The sequence below is a fragment of the Glaciecola sp. KUL10 genome, assembly GCF_003203515.1.
In the GTDB taxonomy this organism is placed as follows: Bacteria; Pseudomonadota; Gammaproteobacteria; order Enterobacterales; family Alteromonadaceae; genus Glaciecola.
Window position 1 is genome coordinate 120113 of sequence record NZ_BGNG01000009.1, and the last position, 25458, is coordinate 145570.

The 25458-nt window shown below is 42.3% G+C and carries 23 protein-coding genes and 1 other RNA gene; 10 read left to right on the plus strand and 14 right to left on the minus strand.

All coding sequences use genetic code 11. The features are described 5' to 3' along the window. Nucleotides 1-22: 22 nt before the first annotated feature. The 8 genes from KUL10_RS14710 to nadC all read right to left on the minus strand — a co-directional run bounded on the left by KUL10_RS14710 (nucleotide 23) and on the right by nadC (nucleotide 6434). Nucleotides 23-916: an aspartoacylase gene (locus tag KUL10_RS14710; RefSeq protein ID WP_110429708.1), complete on the minus strand. Its 894-nt coding sequence runs from the start codon at nucleotides 914-916 to the stop codon at nucleotides 23-25. Further along, complete coding sequence (yacG, locus tag KUL10_RS14715) at nucleotides 917-1150, minus strand: DNA gyrase inhibitor YacG (protein ID WP_110429709.1); 234 nt, start codon at nucleotides 1148-1150, stop codon at nucleotides 917-919. It abuts the gene before it with no gap. A gap of 44 nt (nucleotides 1151-1194) precedes the next feature. Continuing rightward, nucleotides 1195-1947, minus strand: a complete 753-nt coding sequence (zapD, locus tag KUL10_RS14720; RefSeq protein ID WP_110429710.1) for a cell division protein ZapD — start codon at nucleotides 1945-1947, stop codon at nucleotides 1195-1197. 45 nt (nucleotides 1948-1992) lie between these two features. Beyond that, complete coding sequence (gene coaE / locus KUL10_RS14725; RefSeq protein ID WP_110429711.1) at nucleotides 1993-2598, minus strand: dephospho-CoA kinase; 606 nt, start codon at nucleotides 2596-2598, stop codon at nucleotides 1993-1995. 26 nt (nucleotides 2599-2624) lie between these two features. Continuing rightward, nucleotides 2625-3521: an A24 family peptidase gene (locus tag KUL10_RS14730; protein WP_110429712.1), complete on the minus strand. Its 897-nt coding sequence runs from the start codon at nucleotides 3519-3521 to the stop codon at nucleotides 2625-2627. 129 nt (nucleotides 3522-3650) lie between these two features. Then, nucleotides 3651-4859, minus strand: a complete 1209-nt coding sequence (locus tag KUL10_RS14735; protein WP_110429713.1) for a type II secretion system F family protein — start codon at nucleotides 4857-4859, stop codon at nucleotides 3651-3653. A gap of 82 nt (nucleotides 4860-4941) precedes the next feature. Continuing rightward, nucleotides 4942-5379: a prepilin-type N-terminal cleavage/methylation domain-containing protein gene (locus tag KUL10_RS14740; protein ID WP_110429714.1), complete on the minus strand. Its 438-nt coding sequence runs from the start codon at nucleotides 5377-5379 to the stop codon at nucleotides 4942-4944. Nucleotides 5380-5552: 173 nt separating this feature from the next. Then, entirely contained in the window at nucleotides 5553-6434 is an 882-nt protein-coding gene (nadC, locus tag KUL10_RS14745) for a carboxylating nicotinate-nucleotide diphosphorylase (protein ID WP_110429715.1), read from the minus strand. A 191-nt stretch (nucleotides 6435-6625) separates the two neighbouring features. On the opposite strand from nadC, the gene ampE reads away from it, so the two are divergent. The 10 genes from ampE (at nucleotide 6626) to KUL10_RS14795 (ending at nucleotide 20547) form a co-directional block, all read left to right on the plus strand. Further along, nucleotides 6626-7498, plus strand: coding sequence for a regulatory signaling modulator protein AmpE (ampE, locus tag KUL10_RS14750; RefSeq protein ID WP_110429716.1), 873 nt, complete (start codon nucleotides 6626-6628; stop codon nucleotides 7496-7498). 226 nt (nucleotides 7499-7724) lie between these two features. Beyond that, the gene (locus KUL10_RS14755; protein ID WP_110429717.1) at nucleotides 7725-8522 is read left to right on the plus strand and encodes a GntR family transcriptional regulator; all 798 of its coding nucleotides are present in this window, start codon (nucleotides 7725-7727) and stop codon (nucleotides 8520-8522) included. 90 nt (nucleotides 8523-8612) lie between these two features. Beyond that, nucleotides 8613-11285 (plus strand): pyruvate dehydrogenase (acetyl-transferring), homodimeric type, encoded by a 2673-nt coding sequence (gene aceE, locus KUL10_RS14760; protein ID WP_110429718.1) that lies wholly within the window; start codon nucleotides 8613-8615, stop codon nucleotides 11283-11285. 11 nt (nucleotides 11286-11296) lie between these two features. Further along, nucleotides 11297-13285: a dihydrolipoyllysine-residue acetyltransferase gene (aceF, locus tag KUL10_RS14765; RefSeq protein ID WP_110429719.1), complete on the plus strand. Its 1989-nt coding sequence runs from the start codon at nucleotides 11297-11299 to the stop codon at nucleotides 13283-13285. Nucleotides 13286-13457: 172 nt separating this feature from the next. After that, nucleotides 13458-14882 carry a dihydrolipoyl dehydrogenase gene (gene lpdA / locus KUL10_RS14770; protein WP_110429720.1) on the plus strand — a complete coding sequence of 475 codons (1425 nt, stop codon included), beginning with the start codon at nucleotides 13458-13460 and terminating at the stop codon, nucleotides 14880-14882. Between the two features lie 268 nt (nucleotides 14883-15150). Beyond that, a complete protein-coding gene (locus KUL10_RS14775) occupies nucleotides 15151-17598 on the plus strand; it encodes a methyl-accepting chemotaxis protein (RefSeq protein WP_110429721.1) in 2448 nt (815 codons plus the stop codon). Between the two features lie 105 nt (nucleotides 17599-17703). Further along, complete coding sequence (locus tag KUL10_RS14780; protein WP_199509264.1) at nucleotides 17704-17943, plus strand: DUF1289 domain-containing protein; 240 nt, start codon at nucleotides 17704-17706, stop codon at nucleotides 17941-17943. 106 nt (nucleotides 17944-18049) lie between these two features. After that, the gene (locus tag KUL10_RS14785; RefSeq protein WP_110429722.1) at nucleotides 18050-18874 is read left to right on the plus strand and encodes an HDOD domain-containing protein; all 825 of its coding nucleotides are present in this window, start codon (nucleotides 18050-18052) and stop codon (nucleotides 18872-18874) included. Nucleotides 18875-18981: 107 nt separating this feature from the next. After that, a complete protein-coding gene (locus KUL10_RS14790; protein ID WP_233499846.1) occupies nucleotides 18982-19707 on the plus strand; it encodes a YdiY family protein in 726 nt (241 codons plus the stop codon). Nucleotides 19708-19818: 111 nt separating this feature from the next. Then, nucleotides 19819-20547, plus strand: a complete 729-nt coding sequence (locus KUL10_RS14795; RefSeq protein ID WP_110429724.1) for a YdiY family protein — start codon at nucleotides 19819-19821, stop codon at nucleotides 20545-20547. A gap of 62 nt (nucleotides 20548-20609) precedes the next feature. Here the strand turns inward: KUL10_RS14795 and serA are convergent, their stop codons facing one another. The 6 genes from serA to ssrS all read right to left on the minus strand — a co-directional run bounded on the left by serA (nucleotide 20610) and on the right by ssrS (nucleotide 25399). Next, nucleotides 20610-21839: a phosphoglycerate dehydrogenase gene (gene serA, locus KUL10_RS14800; protein WP_110429725.1), complete on the minus strand. Its 1230-nt coding sequence runs from the start codon at nucleotides 21837-21839 to the stop codon at nucleotides 20610-20612. 151 nt (nucleotides 21840-21990) lie between these two features. Then, complete coding sequence (gene rpiA / locus KUL10_RS14805) at nucleotides 21991-22644, minus strand: ribose-5-phosphate isomerase RpiA (protein WP_110429726.1); 654 nt, start codon at nucleotides 22642-22644, stop codon at nucleotides 21991-21993. 39 nt (nucleotides 22645-22683) lie between these two features. Beyond that, a complete protein-coding gene (locus tag KUL10_RS14810) occupies nucleotides 22684-23292 on the minus strand; it encodes a 5-formyltetrahydrofolate cyclo-ligase (protein ID WP_110429727.1) in 609 nt (202 codons plus the stop codon). A 5-nt stretch (nucleotides 23293-23297) separates the two neighbouring features. After that, the gene (locus tag KUL10_RS14815; protein WP_110429728.1) at nucleotides 23298-24239 is read right to left on the minus strand and encodes a nucleoside hydrolase; all 942 of its coding nucleotides are present in this window, start codon (nucleotides 24237-24239) and stop codon (nucleotides 23298-23300) included. 45 nt (nucleotides 24240-24284) lie between these two features. After that, nucleotides 24285-25181: a ribokinase gene (locus KUL10_RS14820; RefSeq protein WP_110429729.1), complete on the minus strand. Its 897-nt coding sequence runs from the start codon at nucleotides 25179-25181 to the stop codon at nucleotides 24285-24287. Nucleotides 25182-25215: 34 nt separating this feature from the next. Continuing rightward, a non-coding RNA gene (ssrS, locus tag KUL10_RS14825) (6S RNA) lies at nucleotides 25216-25399 on the minus strand. Between the last annotated feature and the right edge of the window lie 59 nt (nucleotides 25400-25458).

Here is a 25458-nt window from a genome sequence, read left to right on the forward strand (position 1 = left end):
AGCAGCTTTTATTTTTCGTGCATCAAAATTTGAATTTCGTCGCACTCGCCATTGCAATTCCGAGATGATAGTAGGCTGCCTCGCCAATAAAATGCGGGTATATTACTGCTTCTTCCTGATAGTTAACCGTCACGCCGTCAAACCGTAAAAACATGGGCATGCCTTTTTCTAAGGTTTCAAAGTCCTTATCTTGAAGCTCGGGGTGTATCATAGCTGATATCTCGCCTGTCTGACTTCTTGGAAACGAGATCTCTTCGAGTAGCCTAAATGCATCAACTTCTACACGACTATCATTAAAGCCATGTTGATTATACATTTCACAAAACGATAATATTGCCTCGCACATTTGCTTGGTTTCAAGATAGGCTTGTCCTCGCAAAACGCCTTGTGGTTGTGGACCTACTTCTATCATGACGCCCCTTTTACCAAGGGTACAAAGGTACTTATGTGCTAAGAAAGGTTTTTCATCTTCCACTAAGATTACTGCTTCTGGCATGTTCGCTGTGACATAACTGGCTAATTGACGGTGGAATTCATCACTTTCTAAAACAATAAGTGTTGGTCCCATATTGCTTGTTGTGTTGTGAATATCAATCACGAGGTCAATCTTTGAGTTTCCCTTCGGGCCGAATTGTCGATTCAATGCTAATGCGATTGCGTGTTCAGCTGACGTTGCATTGATTTGCTGTAGCTTTTCGGGTGTGAATTGCCGATTAAGATCCTCTTCGCAGTAGCGAGTGCGAGCGTCTATTGCAGGTTGATTCGCGAGATGCCAGTGCAGGTTTAGTAGTGGGTACGCTTGCTCAGTTGCAAGAGCTTGTTGATCATCGATTAGGTGATTTTTAACATAGGTGACTCCCGATAATTCGTTGCCATGCGTACCACCTACGATCAGTATTTCTTTTATATGGTTCATCTAATTAGCTTTAAAAAAGTCAGGTTCTTGTTGACTCAACAAGGCTTCAATATCTTCGATATCAAGGCTCGAAGCCATTTCATTTTCTTTGTCTGAACCCGCGGCAATTGAATTTTCTTCATTTGCCCAGCCGCCGAGATCGATAAGCTGACAACGCTTTGAACAAAATGGCCGATACTCACTGGTAGTATCCCATACAACTTGGGTTTGACAGGTGGGGCATTGAACTTTCATAAGATTGTGATAATTACCTCTGTAATTCATGTAATACGATAACGTTAACAGCTTGCTAACTCAAAAATAACTTGTTGTGCGACGGCTCCACTAGAACCGGCTGATGGATGTAACTCCATAAATTTAATGCCATAGCGATGCTTGTTACCACTGAGGACTGGATAAAAGCCGCTTGAAGTATCATATTTCACTCTTACCATATCTATCTTGTTATCTACCATAGCTTGGTAAAACGCGTTCTCACCGACGATGGTTTTAAATTGCCCTTTTTCGCGCAAAAATGACAACAGTAGTGATATCGAATCTTGTACAAGTGAAAGCTGCGATAACCATTGAGTTATATGCGCTTGTCTGTTTTCAAGAGCTTGGTTGATCCAGCAAAATAAATTCGGTAAATCAAAACTAGTTGCTCCGCCAGGTATTGAAAAGCGTTGCCGAATTGAGCTTAAAAATTTGTCTTCTTTTAAATTGGAACCCAGTTTCTTTGTGGTTTTTAACTGCGCGATGATATCGTGAATCTGCTGTAATGCTTTGTTAAGCGCTTGAGTGTCAATATTGGGATGACTTGACCAATGCACGAGGTTTTTTTCATGCACATCGATGTCTCTAATTAAATCAGTCCGCAAATCTATGCGCTCAAGAAGATCAAGCATTGTAAATAGGACGTCAAAAAAATACAGCGTTTGGAATTTGTTATCGGACTCAATTGTTGAATTAAGTTGCGCGAAGAGCTGCTCAAGCCGCAGATAGTTTCTCACTTTTTCGGAAAGTGGAAATTCGTAAATTGCGACTGACATTAACGCTCCTCTTTATTATTGTTATTCCATTTTTTTAGTTTACAACTATTTAGCCGCTAAGGTTAAATAGTTTTTATGTAACTGGGCAACTTTGCGGCTCAAAAACTCTTGGTCTTTATCATTGACTATTACATCGTCAGCTAGTTCAAGTCTTTGTTGCCTATCTGCTTGTGCTTTCATGATATTTTTAATTAAATCCTCACTGCATTGATCACGTTTAACTGCGCGACTCACTTGTAGTGCTTCAGGGACATCTATCACTAACACACGGTTGCATAATTTATTCAGGCCATTTTCAACAAGTAAAGGAACGACCAAAACCACATAAGGTGTTTGAGATGCTTCAATCTTTGTTTGCATACGCAGTCGTATTGCAGGGTGCAATAAATTGTTCAACCACGTTTGCTCATCTGGATGGTTAAATACCTTAGCTCTTAAGGCTGCTCTAATGAGTTGCCCATTTTGATCAACCATGTCTTGTCCAAAATGTTCGATTATCGATACAAGCGCAGGCTGTTCAGGTGCTACAACTTCCCGCGCAATAATATCAGCATCCACAACATCGATGCCTAATTTAGCGAAAGTGTCACTCGCGGCTGTTTTGCCAGAAGCGATTCCACCGGTTAAGCCTACAACAAATGGTTTTTTCATTCTTCTCTCTTTAAATCACATTAGCATCAACGTTGAATAAATGTCCCTAAGTACCAATCGATCGCATGTTGCCCGTAAAGCATGGTTAACCAACCCGCAGCGGCAAGGTAGGGACCAAAGGGGATTGCTAAATTACTATCTTTTTTATTCAACATCATTATTGCGATTCCAACAACTGCGCCAACTAGTGAAGAAAACAATATGATGACCGGTAGTTGTTGCCAGCCTACCCATGCTCCAAGTGCTGCGAGTAACTTAAAATCACCAAAACCCATCCCCTCTTTGCCAGTGATTAATTTGAACACGTAATAAACACTAAAAAGGCTAAGGTAGCCCAATATAGCACCTAAAATGGCACTATTTGGTGCCAAGGTATCAGGGAAAAGGCTCAGACCAAGTCCTACCCATAGCAGAGATAGTGTTAATGAATCGGGTAATAGCATTTTATCAAAGTCAATAAAGGTCATCGCGACGAGCAACCAAGTCGCTAAAATAAAACCTAAACCAGTTGTCGTATAACCTAGTTCATATGCTACCAGCGTTGAAAGGATAGCCGTTAAAAGCTCTATCATCGGGTAACGAGCTGAAATAGGGGCTTTACATTGACTACATTTTCTACCGAGCAATATCCAACTAATGATAGGGATATTTTCCCAAGCTCTTATTTTGTGTTGGCACTTGGGGCAAGTAGAGTCAGGCTTAACTAGATTGAAAGTATCGTTGTTTACATTTTGATGGGCGTTACCAGTATTATTCGCAATTACTTCGTCAATTTGAGCTTGCCATTCTCTTTCCATCATGACGGGCAGGCGATAAATTACTACGTTTAAAAAGCTTCCCACTAATAGGCTAACGATAAATGTAGTTATTAAGAATAGGGTAGGAGACTGCTCAAGTAATGAAAAAATAGCAAAGATATCCATTCAACGTCCCTAGGTAACAATATGTGTGATAAATCAGGCGGTCCTGCTCACGTGGTAAAGCAAGCCCAGAAGTTTTGAAGGTACTTGATTTACTCTAGGTGAGCAAGTGTAAATAATTGAATTATAGCGTTAAACTACGTTACCCATCTGGAATATTGGCAAATACATTGCCACTATTAGTCCACCAATGACAACGCCAAGTACTGCCATGATCAATGGTTCTAGTAGACTAGTTAAACCATCAACCATATCGTCGACTTCGGCTTCATATATGGTTGCAATTTTCGCGAGCATTTCGTCAACAGAACCAGACTCTTCGCCAATCGCAATCATTTGCGTCACCATATCAGGGAAAACGTTTGTAGCGCGCATAGCAACATTCATTTGCATCCCGCCAGAGACTTCGCGTTTTATAAATAGTATGGCTTCTCTAAATACAGCGTTTCCCGAAGCCCCAGCTGCAGAGTCTAGTGCGCCAATTAGAGGAACGCCTGCAGCAAAGGTGGTAGATAGTGTGCGTGTAAATCTAGCAATAGATGCTTTTTTCAGAATTTCACCGATGACGGGAATCTTTAAAATTTGCTTGTCTACTTTATCTCTCAAAGGCAACGAATTTTTGTGTGCACGCATAAATGCGATGGCAAATCCGGCAACCCCTATTCCAAGAAATAGACCATACTCTTGTAGAAAAGCTGAAATACCTAAAACAAATTGAGTAAACGGCGGAAGTTCTGCCCCAAAGCTAGAGAAGATCTCTTCAAATTGAGGGACAACAAATATCAATAGAATTGTGGTAACGATGAAAGCAACCACCAGGACAGCGACAGGATAAAACATCGCTTTCTTGATCTTCGACTTAAGTGCCTCAGCTTTCTCTTTATATAAGGCGATACGGTCGTATATGGTCTCTAGCGCACCGGATTGCTCTCCTGTTTCAACTAAATCGCAATATAGATCATCAAAGTGTTCGGGATGTTTACGTAGGGCACTCGATAGAGGGTTACCAGACTTAACTTCTTCGCTAATTTCACCCATTAATTTTCGCATTGACTGCTTAGCATGCCCGCGCCCAATCATCTCTAACGTTTGTATAAGGGTGACACCTGCTCCAAGCATCGTAGCAATTTGTCGGGACATCATGCATATGTCTTGAGCATTAACTTTATCGGTTTTGCCGAATAAAGGTTTTGCCATCTTCTTAACTTTTGTTGCAGAGATACCTTGACGACGCAATAGGGTTTTAGCTTCTGCAAGCGTAGTTGCTGATATTTCACCTTTTGTGCGTTGTCCTTTTTTATCGGCGCCCGACCAAACAAATACTTCTGCTGCCTTTGCCATGAAGATACCTCTGCAAGAATAGTTTTATTTTTTAATAAAAAAGCCCAGCTAAACTGGGCTTTGGTATGCGTTTACATCACTATTAACAAAGTTCAGTTGGTGTGCACGCTTCAGCCCAAGTTAAGCGTCCGCTCGCAACTGTAGGAGTGAGCACGTAGGCTGCAGCTGTTGTACCGTCTGATTGTAATAAGCCTGAACCACTAGATGCTGCGGCAGTAATAATACCATTTGCTGTTGCAACACCAGCTTCAGTCGCAGAGCGAGTGACGTCTGCTGGAACACCGTTTGAAGCCGCATCACATACTGTTAAATCAGTATTGAGCGAGTAGCAGATTTCGACCGCAGCTTTTGCGGCTGCCGTTGCGTTCTTAACCTCTGTAAATTTAGCTTTCTGTGTATAGCTTGAGTATGCCGGCAGTGCAATCGCTGCCAAAATACCGATGATTGCTACAACAATCATAAGTTCGATTAAAGTAAAACCTTTTTGGTTTGCTTTTGTGTTTTGAGTTGAAATTTTCATGGTCGTCTCTCCGAGCGTTTTACCGCAGTTAAATAACAGTTTTGGATTAGTTAAAAAGGCATCGGTTCGGTAAACATTACCTCCTTAACCTTGGTTGTCAGTATAGGACTCGAAAGGCTTTTAGGAAGTATGCAGAGACATACCTAAGTAGTGGAAATGGCACAAGCAGGTTGTTAATCCTGCTTGATTAAAGACAAATCTATTGCATTGATATGTTTAGTAAGTGCACCCGATGAAATGTAGTCCACGCCCGTTTTTGCTAGTTCCTTTAGCCTTTCATGTGTAATGTTGCCTGACACTTCAAGCTTACACCTACCGGCATTAATCGAAACTGCTTGTAAGATCAGATCTTGACTAAAATTATCTAACATAATGGTATTGACACCCGCATTTATCGCCAGTTTCAATTCGTCAAGTGACTCTACTTCTACTTCTATCGGTTTGTTTGGATGGTTTAGTTTTGCTTGTCTGACAGCGTTTTCAATTCCGCCGCACGCATGTATATGGTTTTCTTTGATCAAAAACGCGTCATACAGTCCAACGCGATGATTCATACCGCCACCGCAGGCAACTGCATATTTCTGTGCCAAGCGAAATCCGGGTATTGTTTTTCTAGTATCAAGCAACTTGGTTTGTGTACCTGCGAGGCACTTAGTATATTGGTGAGTCAAAGTAGCCGTGGCGCTTAACATTTGCAAAAAATTAAGTGCTGTGCGCTCTGCACATAAAATAGCACGTGCATTACCGTTGACTTCCAGTAATACATTGTTAGCGCTGACTAAATCACCATCTATCACATGCCATTTGAGTGTTATGTCTTTATCACATTGCAAAAACGCTTGAGATGCCCATTCTACGCCGCATATTACGGCATCTTCTCGGGTTATAACCTTTGCGTTGATAGTTTTGTCTTGTGGAATCAACCCAGCGGTAATATCTTGGTTGATATCAAGATGACTTGTAAGATCAGCAGTGATCTTAAGGCCAAGATCTTCACAAAGTGCTTGATGGACTTGCATTGATATATCAGATAGTGGAGGGAGCGTATTAGGCATTTACAATTATCTAGTGGTAAAAATTGCTAGTTTACCGTTCTTCGTCTGCCTTTTGAATATTTTATGGTGCTTTAAAAGGAGTCTGAGAGGTCTGATCTATTATCTCGTGTGTTTTTAATCAACTAATGTATTCTAGGGTTGTATAGTTACTTGTGCACTGACGCGCTTATATAACATCAGAGGAAGTCGATATGACCTTGTTATCATTACTAATTGTAATGGCACTTGAACGAGTCACTAGTAAGAATCCCAAATGGCATATTCATGCCATTACACTAAAATACGTTGCGCTTCTCGAAAAAAGAGGTTTGGCGTCTGATAACGAAGCATTTGCAAAACAGATTTTGTTTGCATTAGTGCCGGCATTATTAACCTTGTGGTTGCTGTTTACAGTCAATAGCCTTTTACTAACACTGTTTTTTAACCTATGTGTGCTCTGGGTGTGTTTAGGTTGCCCTGTTACGAGAAAAAACTATAAGCAATACTTAAAAGCAGCAAATGATGGAGATAATCAAGCCTGTTCCCTACATAGTATTTCATTTGGCAACGTTAACGGCGACCTGAATAAAGTTGCCGACCAACTCGTATTCATCAATTATCGACAGTATGCGGCAGTCTTGATTTGGTTTGTAATATTCGGTGTTCCGGGCGTTATTTTTTATTCCATTCTAAAAGAATTACAAAGTTTGGCTACACCAACTGTAAATTGTGCTGGCGATCAAAGTATTTCGTTGGATGAGTTGGACGAAATCCCCCAATCTACAAGTCGTCTCGACCGGTTTATGCATGCCCTAGATTGGCTTCCTATTCGCTTAACTGGACTTGGCTTTTTGATTGTTGGACACTTTTCAAGGGCGACAAGTGTGTGGATCTCATCTTTATTTGATTTTAATAAATCCTCAAAATCAGTACTTGCTGAAATTGCTGTTGCTGCAGAAGATGTCGACGCAGGTATTGATGACTGTTTGACTAAACCTTGCACGATGGTTCGCTTGGTGAAGCGCAATGTGAGCTTTCTTCTGGTAGCCGTGGCAATTTTGACAATGGTCGGAGCAGTTAGTTAAGTTCTAATTTTAGTTTCGAATTTTTCTAATATGTTAACCCATAGGAGCCTTACCTGTCTGACTTTCAAGGTTTTCTGTCAAATTTGCTGCACTGCGGCGAATTGGTTTACCAATTTCAATAAACGCACACCCATACAACTATAGTTGCAATAGGGGTTTACCTAGCGTCAAAAGTCTTTTAATATAATTTGGTTAATTGGTATTACCATTTTGCTTGGAAGGGAAAATGACACTACGTCAAAGCATGAAACAGCCAAAGTTATCCGATGTGATCACTGAGCGTCTCGAGACTATGATTCTTGACGGCACTTTGGTTGCTGGCGAAAAACTGTTGCCAGAAAGAATGCTTGCTGAGAAATTCCAAGTTTCAAGGCCCTCACTACGCGAGGCGATTCAAAACCTTCAAGCGAAAGGTTTGATTGAACGCAAGCAAGGTGGTGGAACGTTTATCTCTCAGAATATTAGCTCTAACATGACAGACCCATTGTTAGACCTCGTTGCCAATCGACCAGAAACACAATTTGACCTTCTTGAGTTTAGACATGCACTGGAAGGGATGTCTGCTTACTATGCGGCCTTAAGAGGGCAGCAAGAAGACTATCACGCCTTACAAGATTCACTAGATCAGCTAAGCGCTGATGATAGCAATGCTATTGCTTCTGGTGATGATAAAGAAGCCGAAGCTAAGGCATTAGCAGAGTTTTATCTCACGATGGCCAAGGCTTCACACAACATGGTGCTCTTACATGTCATGCGTACAATGAAAACGATGCTGATCGAAAACATTAAGCGCAATTTAGAGATGCTCAGAGACGGCGCAGACGTCGAACAAGAAATCAGACAACAACGCAAAGCTATTGTTAACGCAATTGTTAGCGGTGATCCACTTGCTGCGCGCAATGCAAGTAATGAGCATCTTGCATTTGTAGAAAAGACGCTCCTTGATATTAATAAACGAGACGTCAAGGTGCAAAGAGCGTTAAGAAGAATTGAAATAAAAGAAAACACTGAAATCGCGTCATAGCGATTTTGTTTTATATACCGTGTTGATAGTTGTCGAAGGTAATTCGAAAGTAGCTATCGGCGTTTTGAACAAGAGAAATAGGAAAGCAGCATGAGTGAAATGATGCAAGCAGATGTAGATCCAACAGAAACCCAGGAATGGATTGACGCGTTGGAAGCGGTTTTAGAAGAAGAGGGTGTCGATAGAGCGCATTACCTTTTAGAATCGTTAATTGAAAAAGCCCGTCGCAGTGGTGCGCATTTGCCATATGATGCTACGACCGCTTATATCAATACCATCCCAGCAGGCCAAGAGCCAACCATGCCTGGCGATCAAACCATGGAAACTAAGATTCGCAATGCCATTCGTTGGAACGCGATGATGATGGTTTTACGTGGTTCTAAGAAAGACTTAGAACTAGGCGGACATATTTCTAGTTTTGCTTCATCAGCGATGCTTTATGATGTTGGCTTTAACCATTTCTTCAGAGCGCCAAATGACAAAGACGGAGGCGACTACTTGTTTGTTCAAGGTCACGCGTCTCCGGGTATTTACTCTCGCGCATTTATCGAAGGACGTTTAAGCGAAGGTCAGCTTGATATGTTCCGTCAAGAAGTCGAAGGCCAAGGCCTTTCTTCTTATCCTCACCCTAAATTAATGCCTGATTTCTGGCAGTTCCCGACTGTATCGATGGGATTAGGGCCAATGCAAGCTATTTACCTTGCTCGCTTCTTAAAATACTTAACTAACCGTGGTCTTAAAGACTGCTCAGAGCAGCGCGTTTGGTGCTTCATGGGTGACGGCGAAGTGGATGAGCCAGAATCATTGGGCGCTATCGGTCTTGCTGCGCGAGAAGGCTTAGATAACCTAACGTTTGTAATTAACTGTAACCTTCAGCGTCTTGATGGCCCAGTTCGTGGAAACGGCAAAATAATCCAAGAACTTGAAGGCACATTCCGTGGCGCAGGCTGGGAAGTGTTTAAAGTTATCTGGGGTCGTTACTGGGATGCGCTACTTGCACGCGATACCAGCGGTAAGTTACTTGACGTAATGAACGAAACCGTTGACGGCGAATACCAAAACTACAAGTCAAAAGGCGGCGCATACACGCGTGAAAACTTCTTTGGCAAATACCCAGAGCTCAAAGAAATGGTTGCAAATATGTCAGACGATGACATTTGGCGTCTTAACCGTGGTGGACATGATCCAGTAAAAGTTTATGCGGCATACAAGCGTGCAACAGAAACCAAAGGCCGTCCGCAAGTTATCTTAGCTAAAACGGTAAAAGGTTATGGTTTAGGTGATGCGGGTGAAGGTAAGAACATCGCGCACAACGTGAAGAAGATGGATATCGAATCCGTTAAGCTTTATCGCGACCGTTTCAACATTCCAGTGTCTAATGAAGAAATCGACGACTTGCCTTACTACAAGTTTGCTGATGATAGCCCTGAAATGAAATACTTGCGTGAAAAGCGTGATGCGCTTTATGGTTTCATGCCACAGCGCTTGCCGAAATCAAGTATTGAATTACCGGCGCCACCATTGAAGTCATTCGAAGCCGTGACTAAAGGGTCCGGTGATAGAGAAATTTCTACTACGATGGCATTTGTTCGCGTCTTAACAGCATTGTTGAAAGACAAGCAAATGGGTAAGCACGTTGTTCCTATTATTCCTGATGAAGCACGTACATTTGGTATGGAAGGCTTGTTCCGTCAAGTGGGTATCTATTCTAACGTCGGTCAAACTTACGTCCCTCAAGACAAAGACCAAGTTGCTTATTACCGCGAAGATAAAAAAGGCCAAGTATTACAAGAAGGTATTAACGAGCTAGGCGCGATGTCTTCATTTGTTGCTGCGGGTACTTCATATTCGACCAATGACTTACCAATGCTGCCGGTATATATCTACTACTCAATGTTTGGTTTCCAACGTGTAGGTGATATGGCTTGGGCCGCTGGAGACAGTCAAACAAGAGGATTCTTGATTGGTGGTACAGCTGGAAGAACTACGCTTAACGGTGAAGGTCTACAACACCAAGATGGTCATTCTCATATTCAAGCTGGTTTGATTCCTAACTGTGTATCTTATGACCCGACTTATGGATATGAAGTTGCAGTAATCGTACAAGACGGCACACGTCGCATGCTTGAAGATCAAGAAAACGTCTTCTATTACGTAACAGTAATGAACGAAAACTACGTTCAGCCTGAAATGCCCAAAGGTGCCGAAGAAGGCATCATCAAAGGAATCTACAAGTTAGATACCGTTGGTGATAGCAAAGCGAAGTTAAAAGTTAAATTACTAGGTTGCGGCACTATTCTAGTAGAAGTTCGCAAGGCAGCCGCGCTACTAGCAGAAAAGTATGGTGTTGCATCAGACGTCTTCAGTGTGACTTCATTTAATGAACTAACGCGTGAAGCCATTGATTGTGACCGCGCAAATATGCGTAACCCAGATGCTAAGGACAAAGTGGCTTACATCACCGAAGTATTGAGTGAAAGCAACGACGGTCCAACGATTGCGGCAACGGATTACATTAAAGCTTATGCTGATCAAGCGCGTGCTTATATTCCAGGTACATATCGCGTACTCGGCACTGACGGTTTTGGTCGTTCAGATAGTCGTGAAAACTTGCGCAGACACTTTGAGGTAGATGCAAACAACGTGGCGTATGCATCTTTATACGAACTCTACAAAGCTGGTAGCATCGATAAGAAGACACTTGCAAGCGCGCAAAAAGATCTTGGTATCGATGGCGACAAAATCAATCCACTTTACGCATAAGGAGAAGCGAAATGGCAGATATACAAGACATACTCGTTCCTGACGTAGGTGATGATGAAGTTGAAATCATTGAAATTTGTGTCAGCGTAGGCGAAAGCGTAGAAGCTGAAGATTCTATCGTGACGGTTGAAAGTGACAAAGCGAGCATGGATATTCCTGTTCCAGTCGGTGGCACTATTAAATCAATTACCGTTAGCGTAGGTGATAAAATTAAGCAAGGCGATGTGTTAGGTACACTAGAAAGCGGTGCAAGTGCTGCGCCTGAAGCTAGTGAAACACCAGCAGAAGCGCCAGCACCAGCAGTAAGTGAACCTGCTGCATCAGTTGCGGCATCTACTAGCACTTCAACAATTGAAGTCAAAGTACCTGATATTGGTGATGCTGAAAACGTTGATATCATTGAATTGTTGGTTGCCGTGGGTGACACAGTTGAGCCAGAAGACGGTTTAATCACGCTTGAGACAGACAAAGCAACGATGGACGTGCCTGCACCAGAAGCCGGTAAAGTAGTTAGTTTAGCGGTTAAGGTCGGAGATAAAGTTTCAGAAGGTTCATTGGTTTTGACGCTTGAAACGTCAAGCGGCGCTGCCTCAGCGCCTGAAGCTTCAGCACCGACTGCTTCAGCAGAAGCACCTGCAGCGCCAGCAGCCTCTGCACCGGCAGCAAGCTCTGTTATTGAAGTCAAAGTACCTGATATTGGCGATGCAAGCGATGTTGATATTATTGAAGTGTTAGTTGCTGAAGGTGACACAGTTGAGCCAGAAGATGGTTTAATTACACTTGAAACTGACAAAGCAACGATGGACGTGCCAGCGCCTGAAGCTGGAAAAATCGTTAGCTTGGCAGTTAAAGTCGGCGACAAGGTGTCAGAAGGTTCATTGGTATTAACACTAGAAGTAGCTGGTGCAGCCGCGCCAGCAGCAGCGCCTAGTGCGCCAGCAGCAGCGCCTAGTGCGCCTGCAGCAAGCACACCCGCACCTGCTGTCTCGACAGCGCCCGCGGCACCAGTTGCAGCTAAAGCACCACCTGTACCTCACCATCCTTCAGCGGGTGCGCCACCTAAAACAGGTAAAGTACACGCTTCACCATCAGTGCGTCGTTTAGCGCGTGAGTTTGGTGTTGATTTATCACAGGTAACTGGCTCTGGTCGTAAGAATCGCATTGTAAAAGAAGACGTTCAATCATACGTTAAATATGAATTGTCTCGTCCTAAGATGACCCCAGGCAGCAATGTTGCTTCAGGTTCTGGTGGCGGTTTACAAGTGCTCGCGCCACCTAAAGTAGACTTCTCTAAGTTTGGTGAAGTTGAAGAAGTACCATTAACACGCATTCAAAAGTTGTCGGGGCCAAACTTACACCGCAACTGGGTAACTATTCCACACGTTACTCAATTTGACGAAGCGGATATCACAGAACTAGAAGCGTTCAGAAAAGAGCAGAACGAAATTGCTGCCAAGCGCAAGCTTGGTATCAAGATCACACCGCTTGTGTTTATGATGAAAGCTGTTGCCGACGCATTAAAAGCATTCCCAACCTTTAATTCATCATTATCTGAGTCTGGTGAAGCCTTAGTGATGAAGAAATATATCCACATCGGTATCGCAGTGGATACGCCAAATGGACTTGTTGTGCCAGTGGTTCGTGATGTTGATAAAAAAGGCATCATGGAAATTTCTGCCGAATTGATGGAAATAAGTGTTAAAGCTAGAGATGGAAAACTAAAAGCTGCCGATATGCAGGGTAGCTGTTTTACTATTTCAAGCTTAGGCGGCATTGGCGGTACAGCGTTTACGCCTATCGTAAATGCACCAGACGTTGCTATCTTGGGTGTCTCTAAGTCTGAAATGAAACCAAAGTGGAATGGTAAAGACTTTGAGCCTCGTTTAATGTTGCCGTTGTCATTGTCATATGACCATCGCGTCATCGATGGTGCGTTAGCCGCTAAATTTACAGTGCATGTGAGTGGTGCGTTAACTGATTTAAGACGCATATTGCTTTAGTAGTAACTTAGCATTGGGCTAAGTTATGTCTCTTGGCATCTTAGCCCAAACGTTTTACCCAAATTTTATGTGCATTTAATTTGCACGTGAAACGAACAAACTTTGCAGACAAGCGGCAGGGTATGTAGAATTCGCCCGTAGCTTGCATTTTTTAATTATTTTTGAGGTCATAATGAGCGAGATAAAAACTCAGTTGGTCGTACTAGGCGCAGGTCCTGGTGGTTACTCAGCAGCTTTCCGTGCTGCCGATTTAGGTATTGATACAGTTGTTGTTGATGCGCGTGAAACGCTAGGTGGCGTATGTTTGAATGTGGGTTGTATCCCATCAAAAGCATTACTTCACGTGGCTAAAGTTATCCAAGAAGCAAAGCACTTGTCTTCTCACGGTGTTAGCTTTGGCGAGCCAACGTTTGACCTTGATAAAATTCGCGGCTGGAAAGACAGCGTAGTGAGCCAATTGACCAAGGGTCTTGGCGGCATGTCTAAAATGCGTAAAGTGCAGCACGTTCAAGGCTACGGTAAATTCACGAGCAGCAATACATTGGAAGTTGAAGGCAAAGACGGTAAAACAACAATTACCTTTGATAATGCAATCATCGCTGCAGGTTCAGAGCCAGTTAAATTGCCATTTATACCAAATGACGACCCTCGCGTTATTGATTCAACCGGGGCTTTGGAAATGAAAGATATTCCAGAAAAAATGCTTGTATTAGGCGGCGGTATCATCGGTCTAGAAATGGGCACTGTTTATCACGCGCTTGGTTCGCAAATCGATGTGGTTGAATTCTTAGATCAGCTTATTCCGGCTGCTGATAAAGACATCATCAAAGTTTACATGAAAACTATCAAAGGCAAGTTCAACACCATGCTTGAAACTAAAGTAACGGCAGTTGACGCGAAAGAAGATGGTTTGTATGTCACATTCGAAGGTAAAAATGCACCTGCTGAGCCAGTTCGCTACGACAAAGTGCTATGTGCTGTCGGTCGTACACCAAATGGTTCATTAGTCGCTGCTGAAAAAGCAGGCGTTGAAGTGACAGATCGTGGCTTTATCAATGTTGATAAGCAAATGCGTACTAACGTACCAAACATCTTTGCAATCGGCGACCTAGTAGGTCAGCCAATGCTTGCTCACAAAGCGGTTCATGAAGGCCATGTTGCAGCAGAAGTTATTGCTGGTAAGAAGCATTACTTCGATCCTAAAGGTATTCCTTCAGTCGCCTACACCGAGCCAGAAATCGCTTGGGTAGGTTTAACCGAGAAAGAAGCAAAAGAACAAGGCGTAAACTACGAAGCAGCGGTTTTCCCATGGGCAGCTTCTGGTCGTGCCATCGCGTCTGCCGCAACTGACGGTATGACTAAGATGATCTTTGATAAAGACAACGGTCGTGTACTTGGTGGTGCTATTATCGGTACAAACGCAGGTGAGATGCTTGGCGAAATCGGTTTGGCTATCGAAATGGGCGCAGACGCTGAAGACGTTGGTTTAACGATTCACGCTCACCCAACGCTTAACGAGTCTATTGGTCTTGCTGCTGAAATCTTTGAAGGTAGCATTACTGATATGCCTAACCCTAAAGCGAAAAAGAAAAAGTAAAATAATATACGTTTCATTCTTTCGCAGCAGCAACCCGAGCTGCTGCGAAGAAACGTCATGCTCGCTCATGCGGGAACTTCCTCGGAATATAACAAACTCTAGTATCGCAAGTCTTTGCAAATAAGCATCAATTCACAATTGATTAAAAAACACTCCTATTTATTAAAATTCAACCGATAAACCTTTAGTACTAGTGAAAAGTGACTGACTTAATAGTTGTTTCGGTTAACTTATACAAGCGTTTGTTAAAAAGCTATTTAGGTTTGATATGAAAATAAAGACTAAAATGATACTGGGTGGTGCACTTTTAGCTGTATTTCCACTGATGGTGGGCAGTCTTTTTATTGGTTCTGTGGCAACCGATTTGGGGCGAACGTCACTCGAGCATGATTCAAAGCAATCGCTTATTGCAATCAGAGATATCACGGCATCTCAAATTACTAACTATTTTCAAAACATCGAATATCAAGCTCAAACGCTTTCTGAAAATCTCATGGTGATAGAAGCAACTTCGGAGTTTACTGAAGCGTTTAATGCTTATTCCTCTCAAATTGAGTCTATTGATGATAGTTCTCTCGATGAGAGCCTGAATGAATTTTATTTGAATGAATTTGGGAGCAAATTCAAACGACTCAATCCTTCTGATAATTTGGTCGCCACTTCACTTAATGAAAATTTGGCCCAGAACAAGAAACGGCTACAATACGATTATATAAGCGCAAACCCGCAAGCGCTTGGCGAAAAGCATCTTTTAGCAAGTGCTGAGAATGGTTCTGACTATTCGAAATTACACGCTAAATACCATCCGTTTTTTAAAGGGTTTATAGAGCGATTCGGATTTTATGATCTCTTCTTGGTCGATATATCTTCTGGCAACATTGTGTATTCGGTTTTCAAAGAGCTGGACTACGCGACGTCGATGAAGACTGGACCCTATGCTGACTCGGGAATAGCTGAGGCGTTTAGGCTTTCGGAAGATGCATCTGACCCCTCATTTACAGGATTGACAGATTTCGCCCCATACTTGCCCTCATACAATTCACCAGCGTCATTTATCAGTAGCCCGATATTTGATGGCGACAGAAAAGTTGGCGTCATAATACTTCAGATGCCGATTGATAAGATCAATGAAATCATGACTTATGGCGGTAATTGGGAAGCATCAGGTTTAGGCGCATCAGGTGAGACATATCTTGTTGGGCAAGATTTTACAATGCGCAGTGATGGACGATTTTTGATAGAGGACAAACAGAGTTATTTACGTTTAATGAAGCAGGTAGGGCTAAGCGAAGATATTATTAACTCACTTGACAACAAAGAGACAACCATCGGACTTCAACCTGTTAAATCAAAGGGCACGCAAGCAGCTATCGATGGAAAAGCAGGATTCGATATCTTTCCTGACTATCGAGGAATTGATGTGCTTTCCGCATATAAGCCAATTGAGATCAATGGCTTACGATGGGCGATCATGAGTGAAATTGATGCTGAAGAGGCTTTTTCACCTATCAAAAACCTGATTGACAAGGTCAGCCAAACTGCCGTCTTAATTGGGCTAATCGCTATTCTCTTAGGGCCTTTTGCCGCATTTTTATTATCAAAGGCCGTTATCGGTCCGCTTAAAGAACTGCACGATACTATGCTTGATATGGTTGAAGGTGATGGTGATCTAACGTTTAGGATTAAGATTCAAAATAATAATGAAATCAGCGATGTATCGTCAAAATTCAACCAATTCATTGCGTACTTGGACAGTACTTTTTCAGATTTAATTGCGTCTGCAATGAGATTAATTCCTATGTCACAAGAATTAGCAGACGGCAATGAATTGATCATTAATGCTGCAAATGCTCAAAATAAACAAATTTCTGTGATGCGAGATAGGCTTTATCGCGCCAGCGAATCATCTGATCAAGTTAGGGATGAATCTAATCTTATTTTTGATGATGCAAAAGAGGGGGCCAGAGGTGTTGTTGATGGCTTAAAAGCATTCGGTGAAACAGAAACTCATGTTAACCAATTAGACTCCATTATTTCGGACACGTCAGATTCTATTGATTCACTCAAAGGGGAAAGTGACAACATCGTCACCGTGATTGATGTGATCAATGGCATTGCTGAGCAAACAAATTTATTGGCATTAAATGCGGCTATTGAAGCGGCACGAGCGGGGGAGGCTGGAAGAGGTTTTGCGGTGGTCGCTGATGAAGTAAGAGCCTTAGCGTCAAGGACTCGTGAATCAACCCTAGAGGTATCATCAATGGTAGATGCCATTCAGTCCAAAACTGATATGGTAGTTGCCACCATGGGCAAAGGCAAAGCGGCGACTGCTGAGTGCTATGAAAAAATTAAGGTTGCTAAAGGAAAGCTTGAAAATATTGATGAGACCATGAAAACTATTAACGAAAGAGTAGTGACCATCAGCGAGCGAGTAAAAGAACAGCGCGAAAACTTTGATCAGGTGGCGGTTGATTTTGATGGCTTAGATGAGTGTTTTATCAATTCTCAACAGGCCAGTGCAATCGCTGTTCAGATTGGTGATGATATGAGTAATATGAGCGTGAAACTGCATGGCATGGTTGAAAAGTTCAAACTCAGTGACGAAAATTGGTCGACAAAGAAACGTTCAGGTACCAGGATCAACGAAGCGCTTGTGGCAGCCAAACAAAGGGCTGCAATCAAAAATGAAGAGACAATTGACGATATGTTGTTTTAATAATTCAGTATTACGTTAGCGCATTGTGTCTTTGCACACTTTATGATTTGTGCAATCATACTGCACATTATTCAACCACCATTAGCAGTATCTATCTTGAGCAATATGGAGCAACTCGAATTTTTTTCTATTCCTAGCCCGTGTATTGGTATGTGTCAGTCGGGACCAAGAGGATATTGTAAGGGGTGTTTTAGGAGCCGAGAAGAACGCCTGCATTGGTTAAAGATCGACGACCAAACCAAACGTATCATAATAAAAGCATGTAATAGGCGCAAAAAGGCTCACCTCAATAAAAAGCAAGAAAGCACAAGGGTGTTAGCAGGTGATCAAGGCTCTTTGTTCTAAGGTATCAATTTACTTAACTATGTATTAAATCTCAATGCACATGTCTTTCGGAAATTCGATATCATTTCACAATCCATAATAGATTAAAGTGGTCACCCAAAGCCCAATGTCCATAAAAACGCTCACAAAATTTGCGACAAAGTCTTTTACCTTACCAGATACGTGCGTCAGGTTAAGAGACAAAATCAACGATCCGCGTTCATCAGCAGACGACATCGGTGCCATCATCTCAGTTGACCCATCATTAAGCGCTAAAGTATTAAAACTCGCAAACAGCGCGCTTTTTCGTTTCCCATCTCAGATAGAGACGGTCCCCAAAGCCCTGAGCGTGATAGGTGGGGAAGCTGCTTACAATATCAGTATTGCTGAAACAGCAAATGTTGCCTTTCAGAAATTCGAAACGCCATCAATAGATTTTCAAAGCTTCTGGAATCAAGCAGTCATGTTTGGCTTGGTTGCTAAGAGTATTGCTCAACAAGCGCAAATTCGCGGAAGTGAGCGTTTTTTCGCATTGGGAATACTGCAAGCGTTAAGCGAACTATTAGTGGCTATTAAGTTTGAAGACAAGTATGAGCGATATTTGTCAGACAAGAGTGTAATGCTTCCTTCTATTAAACAACAAAGCTATTTTAAGTACACATTTGCTCAATGCAGCGGTCACATTTGTGAAGCGTGGGGGTTACCGGAATCATTGACATCGCCGTTACAAAGGCAATGCTTTCCGCCAACTAAGCGTTTTGATCAAACCGATAGTGTTTTATATGCAAGTATGGCTTTACTTTATGCCGATGCTGCCGATATCAAATGTATGGACTTGCCAAAAATAAATGAGCAAGCATTGGCTAATTTAGAATTGTCGGAAGAGGACTATGCGATGGTCTTAAATTTCGCTAAACTGGAAGCAACAAAGATTGCTAACTTACTAAATTAACAAATTCGCCATATCATGTTGAAGTTATTAGTAAGGTTCACTGCGGTGAGCCTTTTTTTATTTGCTCAATGACTAATCCGGCCTATGCAAATAATGACATACTCAAAATGCTTTACGAAAAAGAAGTAAAGCGCAAAAAGCGAGACAAACCCTTTTCATTGGTGGGGGAGTTTGGCCTGTTAACCGCCAGTGGAAATACCAATACTACAACCTTTAAGTCTTCGCTAACCGCCGACCACGAGATGACAAAGTGGAGCAACAAATATTTTTCTGAGTTTATTTATAAACGCAATGATGGTTCTGGCGATCGTTCTGGTACGGTGACCGCTCAGCGCTTTTTAGCCACTGTTCAGCTTGACTATAAGCTTGCAACCGAGAAAGACCGTCTGTTTATTTATGCAGAATATGATGATGACCGATTTAATGGTTTTCGCTATCAAGCTGCAGCAGCCGCTGGTTATAGCACGATTGCTTGGAAAAATAGCGATGGTCAATTTAGATACAGTATTGGACCGGGTTATAGCTTTTCACAAAAATATGAAGTAGACGAAAGTAACGAAAGTTATTTTAAGACAATTAAAGAAACGATCGTTAGAGCATCCTTAGACTACCGTTATAAAATGAGCGAGCATGCTCGTTTTCGTCAGTTTTTCAGTGCAGAAGCGGGAGAGCAAAACAAACGTTCGCGCTCAGAAACAAGTCTGACGACGAATCTTGTAGATTCTTTGGCAATGAAGTTTTCGTTCGTGATGATATACAACGAAGCTGATTTCAACTTGAATGACAATCTAAGCACAGAAACTAGTATTTCACTGGTGTATCAGTTCTTTTAGTTTACGCGTCAAGCAGTAAGCGCTACCATACGCGCAATTAAGCTAAGAAAGTTTAATCCACTCAATAACAGGGGTTTGAGTGCGTCAAATATACACTTAAAAGGGATAAGCATGAAAATCAAGTCAATTGCTTTGTTAACTTCACTTGCAATTACATCCAGTCTTGTCGAAGCACAAGACGCGAAGCCGTTTACACTTGATGGCGAACTTGGATTTATTTTTACTTCTGGTAATACCGAGACTACTTCAGCTAACGCAGCATTAAATGCGAAACAAGAACTAGCTTCTTGGAGTAATGAGTATGTCGCAAAAGGCCTCTATAAAAAAGATGAAGTAGACGGAGTAGAAACAACTTCAGCTCAAAAATTATTCGCCTCTGCACAAGGTAACTATAAGCTAGAGAATCCTAATCACCGTTTGTTTGTGTTTGCATCTTATGAGGACGATCGCTTTAGTAGCTTTGAGTATCAAGGTACGCTTGCTGGTGGTTGGAACCACAGCGTGTGGAAAGATGAGAGAAGTGAGTTTGACTACAGTATCGGTCCTGGTTACGCTTTTGCAGAAACAATTGATGGTGAAGATGCCGATGGGCTGCTAGTTCGTGGTGCATTTAATTATCGTTACACCATTTCGGATAACGCAAAGTTCACTCAGAAGTTTTCTACTGAGGTGGGTGAAGATAACACAAAATCTCGCTCAGAAAGCGCAATAACAGCTAAATTGGCGGGTGGTTTATCAATGAAAGTGTCTTTGAAGTTCGATCACAATAGCGAGGCGGCTGAAGGTCGTGAAAATTTAGATACTGAAACATCAGTCAATCTGGTTTATACATTTTTCTAAGCAATAGCGTTTTTGCAGAAAGATACAAGAAAGGGAGCATAGGCTCCCTTTTTTATAAGTCTTTAGTGCAGGACACGGGTTTTAATAGTCCCGTCGATCTTCTCTAATTGAGTAAATGCCTCATCAGCTCTATCAGTATCCACGTCAACTACAACGTAACCAATATCTTCGTTAGTTTGCAAATATTGAGCAGCAATATTGATATTGTTTTCGGCAAATGCTTGGTTTATTTGAGTTAGCACACCTGGGTGGTTTTTGTGTATGTGCAGCAAACGCGAACGGCTAACATGCGATGGTAACGATACCTCAGGGAAATTGACTGCTGATAAAGTCGATCCATTGTCACTGTATTTTGCTAGCTTACCAGCAACTTCAATCCCGATATTTTGTTGAGCCTCTTGTGTACTGCCGCCTACATGAGGCGTCAGGATAACATTGTCGAATTTACGCAACGGTGACTCAAATTCTTCAGTGTTTGATTTTGGTTCAATAGGGAACACATCAATTGCAGCGCCACTTAGCTTTCCAGATGCTAGTGCGTTTTCAAGCGCAGGGATATCGATAACAGTGCCACGTGCAGCGTTAATTAGAATCGCGCCTTGTTTCATAGCGCTAAGTTCTTTCTCACCAATCATATTTTGTGTATGGGTTGTTTCTGGAACATGCAGACTGACCACGTCTGAAGTATTTAATAACTTCTCTAAAGATCGTACTTGCATGGCGTTACCTAATACTAGTTTATCTTCGATATCATAAAATTGAACGCGCATACCTAAATGCTCGGCTAAAATACTCAATTGTGTGCCAATATGACCATAACCAATAATACCGAGTGTCTTTCCACGAGCTTCGTAAGAACCAACAGCGCTCTTTTCCCATTCGCCTCTATGTGCTTTCGCATTTTTAGAGGGGACGCCTCTTAAAAGCAAGATCAACTGCCCCAGAACTAACTCAGCAACCGAGCGCGTATTTGAAAATGGAGCGTTGAAGACAGGAATGCCGCGAATCAAGGTTGCTTTAAGGTCTACTTGGTTGGTGCCAATACAAAAACACCCAACCGCTACTAGCTTGTTAGCAGCTTCAATTACTTTTTCACTCAAATGAGTACGCGAACGAATACCAATAAAATGGACATCTTTGATCTTTTCAATAAGTTCGTCTTCAGGCAAAGAGGTTTTTAAGGATTCAATATTGTGGTAACCATTCGCTTTAAGGGTTTCAACTGCACTGGCATGAAGGCCTTCTAACAATAAAATTTTAATCTTTTCTTTTGGGAGTGACACTTTTGTCATGAAACAACAACCTTAAAAACGAAATTATAAAAACAGACATCTAGACGTCCGAGTAATATATCAAACTGCCGCTTGCTCGCAAAGTGGCAAAAGCTCATTTCTATGCGTTCTGATATACTATTTTTAGTATTTTTTGTGTGAATGATTATTTCTATGAATTCACCACACCTTGTTCTGTGCCAGTCAACACAATATCGGCGCCACGTTCAGCAAACAAACCGTTAGTAACAACGCCGACAATGCCATTGAGTTGTTGCTCTAATGCTCTAGGATCGACGATAGATAGGTTGTGCACATCTAAAATGACGTTGCCGTTATCTGTAACTACTCCTTGCCTATAAACTGGGTCGCCACCAAGTTTAACTATTTCACGCGCAACATAGGACCTTGCCATTGGTATAACTTCAACTGGAAGTGGAAAATCACCTAACACATCGACGTTTTTTGTGTCGTCTATGATACAAATAAAGGTTTTTGCAACAGCCGCTACTATTTTTTCGCGCGTTAGTGCAGCTCCGCCGCCTTTGATCATGTGTTTATGTTTGGTAATTTCATCAGCCCCGTCGACGTAAATATCAAGCTTATCAACAGAATTTAAGTCGAATACCTCAATACCAAGTGCTTTTAGTCGCTGCGTTGAAGCATCTGAACTTGACACTGCGCCTTCAATCACATTTTTTTTACTCGCTAACGCATCAATAAAATGATTAACAGTGGACCCTGTTCCAACACCAACGATCGTATCCGGTTGAACATATTCTATTGCCGCTTGCGCTGCAGTTTGCTTCTTTTGGTCTTGATTCATCTGAGCTTCCTTTTGAGGAGAGTTGCTATTCGATTTAAGTTAAAAATGATAAAGCTTAGTAGGCGTCATGATCCATTTTAATGGAATATCCCAAGCTTCAGTGGGCAACGATAGTGTTTTTTGAATATCATGAGCTAAACCAACCACCTTGGGGCTTGCTCGGTCTATGCAATCGTGCAGTGATGCCAACGTACGATCATAAAACCCACCGCCCATTCCCAAACGGTTGCCAGCACCATCAAAAGCGACTAGTGGGGTAAATAAAACATCCAACGCTGCCAACGGACAGACATGTTGGCAATTAAGTCTTGGCTCTTGAATACCAAAACCGTTAACCATCATCGCCGAGTCTTGGGTGTATTCAATAAAAAGTAAGTGACCATCAGAGAAAGGGTGCAGCACAGGAAGGTAGACACTTATCCCGTTTTCCCACATGTGGTTAATAAGTGGTTGAGTGTCTAACTCACCGTCATTTGTCTTGTATATGGCGACCCGTTTTGCTGAAGCAAATACACCTGAGTCTTCGCACTGCTTAACAAGCGCTTGAGCAAAATGCGCCTGCTCTTCATTTGTTAGTCGGCGACGTCGCTCTCTGAAGGTTTGCCTCAGTGTATTTCGCAATTGTATTTGGGTGGGTTCTTGCGCCATACGAATTATAGAGCGTAGGTGTCGATAAATAACTTCGTTAATTCAGGATGATCGACTTTTGTTGCAACCTTAGCACTTTTCGCTTCTGTCCATAAAGAGCTGGTGGTCGTTCCAAATGGCGCAAACACTGTTTGGCCTTTATTGAGCTCATCGGTTGAGATCCGCATGTTGCCATCAGTCATTTGAAACAACTCTGGGTTAGTCAAATAAGCGAGTGGAAACGCGTCATGAAAATAACACTGTTGAGTGTCTTTACCCTCTGAATAAAACGACATGTAAAATTGTGATGAGCGTTGTACAAAATCACCTAAAACAGCATTTTTTTCAGCTAATATATCAACGAAATTAGGTGGGAATGGAAGGTCGTAAGTCACGTCCAAGCCAAACATATTGATTTGCCAATCGGCCGAAAATACGATGTCCGCAGCGTGTGCATCATTCCAAATGTTGGCTTCGGCAACGGGTGTCACATTGCCTGGGACGAAAGCCGCACCGCCCATAATATTTACCGACTTTACGAGTTTAGGAAGTGCCGGTTCCAAACGCAATGCCAAGGCTAAGTTACCTAGTGGACCGACAGCAACAATTGTGACTTCGCCAGGGTTGGCTTTGACCGTATCAACTATAAATTGAGCGGCGCTTCTAGGATCTAATTTACCTTTCGGTGCAGGGTGGTTTATGTTGCCAAAGCCATCATCACCATGCACAAAATGCGCGTAAGTAGACTCAGCCCCAATCCATGGTCGGGCAACGCCCTTAGTGACAGGGATATCAACCTTCGCTAGTTCGCAAAGTGCAAGTGCATTTTGTGCAGACATGTCTACAGGCACGTTGCCAAACACAGTCGTTAAACCTAAGACTTCAATATCTGGATGCTGAAAAGCGAAAAATATTGCCATTGCATCGTCGATGCCAGGATCAGTGTCTAAAATGATTTTATGTGCCATGTAACGTCGTACTCTTTAGTTAAATTCTGGTTTGTGCTTTGCTAATTATTTGGGGTGGCGTAAAAACTGATTCACGTCATTTAAATCAGGAATCGATTGCGCAGCACCACTTTTTGTTACAGATAGAGCTGATGCCGCACAAGCGAAGCTAAGCGCATCTGTTATATCTTGCTTTTGTTCAAGCCCGGCAAGGAAAAAACCAATAAACGTATCGCCAGCTGCGGTTGTATCAATTGCATTCACGACAAATGCTTCAACACTTACCTCTTGTTCTTTATTAAAAAAACAAGCGCCTTGCTTGCCCAAGGTAATCACAAAGTGGCTTTCAGGATAGCGTTCGAGCAAAGCGGCTTTGATATCGTTTAAGTTAACGAACCCGCTAATTTGTTCTGCTTCGATTTCGTTGAGGACAAATAAATCGACAAAGCTAAGTGGAAGCTCATTTACCGATGGCGTCATCGGTGCAGGGTTAAATACTATTTTCATTTTCTTATCGAAAGCGGCTTGCATCACTTGGTGCAACGCATTGATTTCATTTTGAATGAGTAAATAATCGCCTGCTTGAGCACTCGTCAATGCCTTGTCTATTTGTTGCGGACAAAACGTTTGATTTGCACCACCAAAAAGGATGATCGAGTTTTCAGCCTGTTCATCAACTTGAATAATTGCATGTCCACTTGCAACGTCATCACATAACCTGACCAACGAACAATCGACGCCATAGCTTTGCATTTGCTCTACAAATCTTATGTCGCCTTTATTGACAGCGCCCACATGCTTGACGTCTACCCCAGCTTTGGCTAATGCAATTGACTGATTCGCCCCTTTACCGCCAAGGACCGATTGAAAATGAGTTGAGGATAAGGTTTCGCCAGGTTTTACTAGATGAGGTACCTGGTATACAAAATCTATGTTAATCGAACCAAAATTAAAGACTGACATTTAAGAATCTCAAGCTAAGCAATTTAAAAATTTGGTGCCACCCAAAATGCCGCCGTACATTTTTCGTCCGTGTGCCGACAAGGACACGGTGGATGTATCATCACTGCCGTAGGTTTCTCGATACAAGTCGAGCTTACGCAATAGCAGTGGAATCAACTTCCGGGGTTTATAGCATCGGCCAGGAACATGAAATGCACTAGCAAACATTTCAGGCGACTAAGTCTGAACGTCGTGCGCTAGGAGGCGGAGTTTACACGATATGAATCCGTGATAGAAG